Origin of the sequence: Kitasatospora sp. NPDC088548, assembly GCF_044753005.1 — a bacterium.
In the GTDB taxonomy this organism is placed as follows: domain Bacteria; phylum Actinomycetota; class Actinomycetes; order Streptomycetales; family Streptomycetaceae; genus Kitasatospora.
In genome coordinates, this window is sequence record NZ_JBIVMI010000060.1 from 1 (window position 1) to 8,001 (window position 8,001).

Below are 8,001 nucleotides of genomic sequence, written 5' to 3' on the forward strand. Positions count from 1 at the left end.
GCGCGGCGTTCGTGGCCCTCCTCGCCCTCGCGATCGCCACCGTGATCCTCGGCGTCCTCGCGACCCTGAGGATGCCGCACCCCGGCGAACGGGCAACCACCCCGCCACCGCCCCCGATCACCCACCACGGCCGCTGGGAACTGCGCCAACTCCCCGACGGCACCACCGAATACACCTGGATCGCCCGCCAGGCCGGCCACTACGGCCCCGAAAGTACGCCCACCCCCCAGGGGCGTCACCGCATACCCGCCTGACGGCCGAATCCCGCGGTCCCCTCGCCGATCCGGCGAGGGGACCGGGGCGAGCCGCACTACGCTGAGCCGGTGAGCGACATTCCGACCCCCAAGGCCAAGGGCCCGACCTGGCCCGGAGGGCGCCGCGGCTCCCGGGGGCCGACCCGTCGGGAGGGTCACTCGCCGTTCTCGCCCGCCGAGCGTCTCGTCGCGCGGTTCCGCTCGCTGCCGTCGGGGAGCGACGACAAGGTCCGGATCGTCGCCGCGCTCGAAGACGCGGTGGCCGACCCCGCCGTCGCGGCCTTCCTCGCCTCCGTCGTCGCGGACCCGGCCGAGGACGAACTCGCCCGCGTCGAGTGCGCGACCGTCCTCCGCCTCTCGCCGCCGGCCGACCCCGCCGCGAAACGGGAGGTGGCCGACGCCCTGCTCGCCGCCTTCGCCGATCGCGACGAGGACCTGGTGCGGCAGTACGTGGCCATGGCGTTCGGCCCCTACGCCGACGACCCGGCCGTCCACCGGGCGCTGGCCGCCGCCCTCGGCGAGCACGAGGGCGACCCGCTCGTCCCCGACAACGCCCTGTTCGCCGTCCGGCAGGCCGGCCCGTCCGCCCAACGGGCCGACCTGGTCCGCACCTTGCTGCACCACCCCGAGCTGGGCGGCGAGGCGGGCCGCATCCTCGACGACTGGGGCGTTCCCCGCACCTGAGCACCTGAGGGCGCGACCCTGCGCGAGGTGCCCGGCGTGGCCGGCGGCCTGTGGGTCATGGGCGAGGTCAAGGGCCCCGGCCGTGAACTGCGGTTCGACACGGCGGAGTTGGGCGCGTCGGGCATCGACCCGGCCCGCTTCGCCACTACCGTCTGACGCACACCGGAAAGGCGGGACCCGTTCCCAGCGCAACTGGGAGCGGGGCCCGCCCCCGACCAGGGTGGAGCGCTCATGGATCACTGGAACAGGCCCGGCCTGCACTGGCACTGCTACGCCTGGTCGGGCAACAAGCGTCCCGACGATGTCGAGCGACGGCCTCCCGAGACGCAGAACGGCGTACGGCCCGCGTGGTCGAGCCCGGTTCCACCACTGGAGGTCATGCACTGGCTCGCCAAGCCGGCGGCGCAGATCAAGCTCACCACGAACGACCCGGCCGGGACACTGGAGTGGCTGGGCAAGCAACTCGCCGACTCCCCGGCGCTGGAGACCGACCTCGATCCGGCGATCCGGCTGGAGCACGCCCGGACTTTCCTCGGCACCTTCCCGCACGACGTGATGTGGACGTACTGGACTCCCGGCCGGCAGCTCCGATCGGTCTCGGCCGTGTCGTGCCCCCGAACCTTCAACCCGACCGGCGAGACACCCCCGCCGTGTCCGTTGCAACGCCGCTGACCGCAGACTGTCCGGCGGATCATGTGACCGCCTCGCCCCGGGATCTTCGTTCTGGTCGCGGGGCGAGGCGATCTGACGAACGACGAGTGGACGCGGCTCCTGCCGCATCTTCCGAAGTCCGGCGGCCGGTACGGGTGTTGGCGCGATCACCTGGCGGTGGTCACGTCACCGCCCGTGCCGGCCGTTGCTCGCCGGCAGGAACGGCCGCACACGAGGGCACTCGCCGGAAGGTGCCGGGATCGGGCGCCGGCGTCCCGCAGGGTGGCTAGATGAAGTTCTTGTCGATCAAGAGCCGCAGGACCTCGGTGTCGTAGTCGGGGAAGTCCATCGGGACGATGCCGAAGTGGATTCGCTCGGTCTTCCGCTGGTCCAGGTAGTAGCGGACCACCGGGAAGATGTTGCCCGCGTTGGTGCTGGGCCAGACGCCGTTGGCGTAGCTGGTGTGGTTCACGTACATCTCGGCGGCGTTCTGGTGGAAGTAGGCCTCGTCGAACCACTCGATGATCTTGTTCTTCTTGTATTCGATGCCCTGGCCGTTCCCGTCCCAGATGTCCTGCGTCCGGAAGAAGCTGTTCGAGCCACTGGACCACTGGAGTACGGTCCACGGGTTGTCGAAGTCGGCGACCAGCACGATCTTGCCGCGAGCCTGCCCCAGGGTGGGCCAGTAGGGGTTGGTCCAGAACCGCGGACGGAAGTTCATCGACGGGTCGTCCAGGTAGAAGTTGAACCGGCGTCGGAACTCCGCCGCGCCGAGCGCCTGGCCGCCCGAGTTCTCGTTCTTGACCCGCATGATGACGACCTCCTTCGGATTGTTCCGAAGGTGGTTGTCGCAGGCGTTGAGCACGTCCTGGTAGCGGATGTCCTGGTAGAAACTGGCGTGGTAGACACCCATTTCGTTCGCGGTGCCCTGCAGGCCGTTCAGGCGGATGTCGACAAAGCGGATGCCCTTCTCGAACTGGTCCCAGATGCTCCAGTTCTGGCATTTGGCCCACATGGTGCCGTTGTTGGCGTTGTTGGCACAGGTGTCGTGGGTGCCGGGGATCGTCATCCTGGTCAGCGGGAGGCTGTCGGGCAGGTTGCTCATCCAGTTCCGGCTGGACCAGCTTGCGGCGGCGGCCACGCTCGGAAGACCGAACGCGGCGGCGGCTGCCACACCGCCTGCTCCGGCTCCCCACCTCAGGACGTCACGACGGGTAGGGCTCATAAGTACGCTCCAGGTTCGAAGGGGTGACGTTGGGGGAGGGCGCCCCGCGACACATCCTCTTCGCCTCCTGAGGCCCGGGATATCGTGGACAGCCACGAGTTTGACGCTTTGCCAGTCCTGATTGCCCTGGTCCGGGTGGGTGTGGCCGATGAACATCAGGTGGCGCGTGACGAGACCGACTGCACCCGGTTCGTGCCGGTACCGGAGAGGATTCGGGTTCCCCGCCGGGGACTTGGCCGGCCCCGAAAGAAGCCGGACAGCGTCATAGCCGGCAAGGCCTATGGCAACGGGCCGTGCCGCCTTCGTTGTGGCAGAACGTGCAGGCCGGTCCGCAGTCGTCAATGACCTTGATGCGGACCGTGTTGTCTCGCACGATGCGGACTCGTGGTGGTGCGGCCACGCGCACGGGGACCTGCCCTTTCACCCGAACGTGAGCCGGGGGATCGACTCGATGTCGATGCCGTACCGGCGGTAGACCAACGTGGTGTTCTCACTGGTGAGTTCATCCACCGGAAGCCCGAGGGTGCGCACCGCTTCGTGGACGTGGTCGCCGCTGGTTCCCTCGACTTCCAGGTACGGCGGGATGAGCGGCCACTCGTCGATCTCGACGGCGGCGCCGTTCAACGACCAGGACGAACGGCGGTTCTCCTGGTACGCCTTCGGCTGGTAACCGAGCTTGCCGAGAATGGCGTTCGTGGCGTCGAAGTCACCCACCCGGGTCTCGGTCTCCCTCACGCCGTCGATGGCGTCGGTCAGGATCTCTTTGACGCATAGCGTCGCGGCGGTTCCGTTGTCCCGCAGTCGTACCCACGTCCCGGTCCTACCGGGAATGTCGTAGACATAGCGGCGCTGGAGCCGGTCCCCGTGGTGCTCGGCACCCGCTTCCACCAGCATGGCGCGAATCTGCACGGGGTCGACGTTGAGGATCTTCGCCTCGAACTCGGTCTGAGTACTCATATGAACTGCCCTCTAAGGGACGGTAGTTGTTCAGACAGAGTGCCATCTTCTGCGTCATCGGCACCGCCGCGGCTGACCGGCGCCGGCCGCTGGGGCTTTTTCGGATCGGCGGGGTGGAGGGCCGATCGTCGTCGCGATCGGCCCTCCATTCGCCCGCCATAGAGGTCAGGAACTGACCTAGATCCCTTCTAGCGTTCTTCTTGACGACGAACAGGAACAACGGAAGGCAGCCATCATGACCGTCAACGAACTGGCCACTCCCGAGCAGGCCGACGCCCCGGTCGTGACCGGCGAGCGTGCCGATCTGCTGGAGGCGCTGGCCAAGCAGCGGCACTTCCTGCGCTTCACCACCCGCGACCTCACCGACGAGCAGGCCAGGCTGCGGACCACCGCCGGCGAACTGTGCCTGGGCGGCCTCATCAAGCATGTCGCCGACGTCGAGCGGAACTGGGCGGGCTTCATCCTGGAGGGCCCCTCGGCGATGCCGGACTTCACCGCCATGACCGAGGCCGACTGGGCCCGGCGGGCGGACGAGTTCCGGCTTCTGCCCGAGGAGACGCTGGCCGGTGTGCTGGCCGACTACGCCGAGGTGGCCCGCCGTACCGACGAACTGGTCGCCGCGCTGCCCGACCTGGACGCCGGCCACCCGCTGCCCAAGGCCCCGTGGTTCGAGTCCGGCGCGCGGTGGTCGGCCCGCCGGGTGCTGCTGCACGTCATCGCCGAGACCGCCCAGCACTCCGGCCACGCCGACATCGTCCGGGAGTCCCTGGACGGGGCCAAGAGCATGGGCTGACCGGCGCCGTCGTCCGGGTCCTGCCGCCGCACCGGTGACAGGGCCCGGGCAACGACCGAACGGCGAACGGGACGCTACCGGCCGGGATCCGGGCGGGTCGAGGGAACTGTGCGGATATCCGGGTGCGGACGGTTTCTACCCGTCCTGGCCCTGGTCGGTCGGCTGGACGCCCTGGTCGTGCCGGTGGACCCGGTGCTCCAGGCCGCTGCGGATCGTCCTGCTCAGAGTCCCCGCGGCGGCCGCGAGGAAGACGAAGTTGTACGCGATCTGCAGGACCACCACCAGCCGGGGCGACTGCCCGACCGCGGTGATGTCGCCGTACCCGACCGTGGCCATGGTGACCACCGTGAAGTACAGCGCGTCCAGCCGGGTGTACAGGCCCGCGAACTCGCCAGGGTGGCCGGCCAGCACGTAGTACGCACCGGCGAAGCAGGTGAGCGACAGGCAGATCAGGAAGACCAGCCACACCCCGGGCCGCTTGCCGGTGCCGCGCAGGACGTCCGTGATCCGGGCCAGCAGCAGCCCGCTCAGGCCGGTGAGGATGACCGCGAAGGCCAGCCAGCTGACCACCGGCCGGTGGTCGCCGAAGAAGCGCAGCGGAAGATTGAAGTACGCGACCATCTGCACCGCGAACGATCCGAACAGCCAGAACCAGGCCCGCACGTCGATGCGGTCGCGCGGCTCTGGTGACGGGTTCTCGGACATCCTGCTCAGCCTGCGCCGCGCAGCTGTCGGGCCGCCCGCCGGACTGCTCCGTCCGGGCGTGCCGTAACGTCCAGCGGCACAGCGCAGAAGGCGGGAAACGGGAGCAGGGGAGACGATGCCGGACCAGCGGCCGGAGATGGTGCACCTGCCCGGCGGGGCCTTCACCATGGGCTCGGACCACCACTACCCCGACGAGGCGCCCGCCCACCGGGTGGTGGTCCGCGGCTTCCGGATCGACCGGTACGCCGTCACCAACGACGACTTCGCCGCCTTCGTCGCCGCCACCGGCCATGTCACGGCCGCCGAGATCGCGCCGACCGCCGCGGAGTACCCGGACGCGCTGCCCGACCTCCTGGTGGCCGGCTCCTCGGTGTTCCGCAGCCCGGACCGCCCGGTGGACCTGGGCAACGCGTACAACTGGTGGTTCTTCGTCCCCGGTGCGGACTGGCGCCACCCGTACGGGCCGGACAGCTCGATCGACGGGCTCGGCGACCACCCGGCCGTCCACATCGGTCTCGCCGACGCACGGGCGTACGCGGCCTGGGCGGGCAAGGAGCTGCCGACCGAGGCCGAGTGGGAGTACGCGGCGCGCGGCGGCTCGGAGGGTACCGAGTTCGCCTGGGGCCGGGAGCGGGGCGACGAACTCGTTCCGGGCGGGCGGCTGATGGCCAACACCTGGCACGGCGACTTCCCGCTCACCAACCGCTCACCGGACGGCTACCGGGCCACCGCACCCGTCGGCAGCTACCCGGCCAACGGCTTCGGGCTGTACGACATGATCGGCAACGTCTGGGAGTGGACCGCCGACCACTACACCGGGCGCCACCGCGGCACCACACCGAGCTGCTGCGGCGGAAACGGCCGCGCGGGGGACGCCCGCGTCACGGACGCCCGCGCCGCGAGCGTCGACCCCGCCGCGGCCGCGCCCGGCATCCCGCGCCGGGTGATCAAGGGCGGCTCGTTCCTCTGCGCGCCCACCTACTGCCGCCGCTACCGCCCGCCGGCCCGGATGCCGCAGTCCGAGGACACCACCACCTGCCACCTGGGCTTCCGCTGCGTCATCAGGGACTGAGGGCGCCCCGCGCGCCTCACCCCGTACCGCTCCCCACGCCGGCACCGCTCGTGGCTGATCGTCCCTCAGGAAGGGACCCCGCCTCCTCCTTCAGGCCGGTCGGGGTACGTGCTCGCCGCCGCCCCCGTCCGGCTCGTCCAGGAATTCCAGCACCGCCAGCGCCGCCAGCAGCACCAGCGCCAGGCAGAGCGTCACCAGTACGGTCGGATAGCTCCAGAGCAGGAATGCCAGCCCCGCGCCCGCGGCGGCCACCCAGCCGAGCCACCCCTTCCAGCGGTGCACGAACCGGCCGACCGGCCCGAGCCGCACCCCGCCCCGCTCGGCGGTGTGCCGCACCCCGCCGATCCCGGACCGCCACAGGCCCCGGACCGTTCCGGCGTGCGCGCCGGCGCCGCTGATCCAGGCGCCGAGGGCGATCAGCAGACCCAGCGTGATCACCACCCGGACGGCCGAGCGCAGATAGCGAATCAGGGTGTCGTACACCGCCTGGGCCGCCGCCTGGTCCACCCCGGCCGGGAGCCGGTCCAGATAGAGGACCCGGAAGACGCTCAGTCCGAGGCCCAGCAGCAGCGCCCCGCCGGCCATGCCCAGGGCGACGGTGACGACCGCCCGCCGCCGCCGTTCGGCGAGCAGCACCCCGCCGACCGCACAGGCCACGGTCAGCACGGGCAGCCAGAAGCCGGCCAGGTCCAGCAGCCGGAAGCCGGTGCGGACCTTGGGGATGGCGTCGGACTGGAAGAGCGTGAACTGGGTGTGGATCTCGGGGATCTTCGAGGCGATCGACAGCCCGTTGTCCACCAGCCGGGTCTTGACCTGGGCGATCAGCGGGGCGAGGTCGAGCACCACGGTGTCGTTCTTGATCTGGACGGCGCCGCCGCCCTCCCCGGTCAGCATCTTGTCGACGGCGGCGTGCGCGGTCCGGTTGACCTCCGTCCAGATCCCGGCGAAGGCGTCGCTGTCCACCACCCGCTCGACCTGGGTGTGGACGAAGCCGGTGAGCCCGCTGGTGAGCGCCTGGCCGATGGTGCCGAGCAGGGCGCCCAGCTGGGGCCGGTCGGCGGGGGCGACGCTGTCCAGCAGCGAGTCGACCGGGATGTACTTCACGATCTCGTCGGTCACCCGGTTGGTGACGGCGGCCCGGACGGCCGGGTCCCGGGCGAGCGGAGCCATCGTGGCCACGTACCGGTCGGTGTCGGTGACCTGGGACTTCGTCCAGACCGCGACCTCGCTGACCGGGGTCAGCACGCAGGCCAGCAGGACCAGCAGGACGGCGAAGAAGGACCGGGTCCGGTGTCGGGGAGGCTGCCGGGCGTGCGCCTCGACGGCGCTGAGGCGGGCGCGCAGCTCGGCCAGTTCGTCGGCGGAGGCGGCAGGGCCGGTGGCGCCGGTGGGCCGGGCGGGTTCGCCGGGCTCGGTGGGCTCGCTGGCTGACATGCCTCAACTCCGTTCCTCCGGTCGGTGCATACCAGGAGATAACGGATCAAAGAGGACGGCCAGTCGGGAAGCGCCCGGGAGCGGCGGCCGCGCAGGCACGACGAAGGCCCCCGGTTCCGTCGAGGACGGGAGCTTGGGTTCAAGGGGTCGTCGCAACACCACTTGGTTTTAGGTGGTGAGTAGATCACGTAGACGCTCGGCTGGGGTATTCCAGCCGAGCGTCTTG

General features: G+C 70.5%; 9 protein-coding genes. 5 read left to right on the forward strand and 4 right to left on the reverse strand.

Translation table 11 applies throughout. The features are described from left to right. The 3 genes from ACIP82_RS37390 to ACIP82_RS37400 all read left to right on the forward strand — a co-directional run. Positions 1-254: hypothetical protein (locus ACIP82_RS37390; RefSeq protein WP_400660191.1), on the forward strand; the 254-nt coding region annotated here is incomplete at its 5' end. A gap of 69 nt (positions 255-323) precedes the next feature. Beyond that, entirely contained in the window at positions 324-938 is a 615-nt protein-coding gene (locus ACIP82_RS37395) for a hypothetical protein (protein ID WP_400660194.1), read from the forward strand. A gap of 231 nt (positions 939-1,169) precedes the next feature. After that, positions 1,170-1,610, forward strand: coding sequence for a hypothetical protein (locus ACIP82_RS37400; protein ID WP_400660197.1), 441 nt, complete (start codon positions 1,170-1,172; stop codon positions 1,608-1,610). Between the two features lie 265 nt (positions 1,611-1,875). Here the strand turns inward: ACIP82_RS37400 and ACIP82_RS37405 are convergent, their stop codons facing one another. Both ACIP82_RS37405 and ACIP82_RS37410 read right to left on the reverse strand, forming a co-directional pair. Then, positions 1,876-2,763 carry a phosphatidylinositol-specific phospholipase C gene (locus ACIP82_RS37405; protein WP_400660200.1) on the reverse strand — a complete coding sequence of 296 codons (888 nt, stop codon included), beginning with the start codon at positions 2,761-2,763 and terminating at the stop codon, positions 1,876-1,878. A gap of 471 nt (positions 2,764-3,234) precedes the next feature. Next, on the reverse strand, positions 3,235-3,771 hold the full coding sequence (locus ACIP82_RS37410) for a class IV adenylate cyclase (RefSeq protein ID WP_400660203.1): 537 nt from the start codon (positions 3,769-3,771) through the stop codon (positions 3,235-3,237). 235 nt (positions 3,772-4,006) lie between these two features. On the opposite strand from ACIP82_RS37410, the gene ACIP82_RS37415 reads away from it, so the two are divergent. Continuing rightward, positions 4,007-4,564 (forward strand): DinB family protein, encoded by a 558-nt coding sequence (locus ACIP82_RS37415; RefSeq protein ID WP_400660206.1) that lies wholly within the window; start codon positions 4,007-4,009, stop codon positions 4,562-4,564. Positions 4,565-4,699: 135 nt separating this feature from the next. Here ACIP82_RS37415 and ACIP82_RS37420 read toward each other — a convergent pair whose 3' ends face one another. Further along, on the reverse strand, positions 4,700-5,269 hold the full coding sequence (locus ACIP82_RS37420) for a potassium channel family protein (RefSeq protein WP_400660209.1): 570 nt from the start codon (positions 5,267-5,269) through the stop codon (positions 4,700-4,702). Between the two features lie 115 nt (positions 5,270-5,384). Here ACIP82_RS37420 and ACIP82_RS37425 point away from each other — a divergent pair, with 115 nt between their 5' ends. Continuing rightward, entirely contained in the window at positions 5,385-6,341 is a 957-nt protein-coding gene (locus ACIP82_RS37425) for a formylglycine-generating enzyme family protein (RefSeq protein WP_400660211.1), read from the forward strand. 90 nt (positions 6,342-6,431) lie between these two features. Here ACIP82_RS37425 and ACIP82_RS37430 read toward each other — a convergent pair whose 3' ends face one another. Continuing rightward, positions 6,432-7,775 carry a hypothetical protein gene (locus ACIP82_RS37430; protein WP_400660214.1) on the reverse strand — a complete coding sequence of 448 codons (1,344 nt, stop codon included), beginning with the start codon at positions 7,773-7,775 and terminating at the stop codon, positions 6,432-6,434. Positions 7,776-8,001 lie beyond the last annotated feature (226 nt).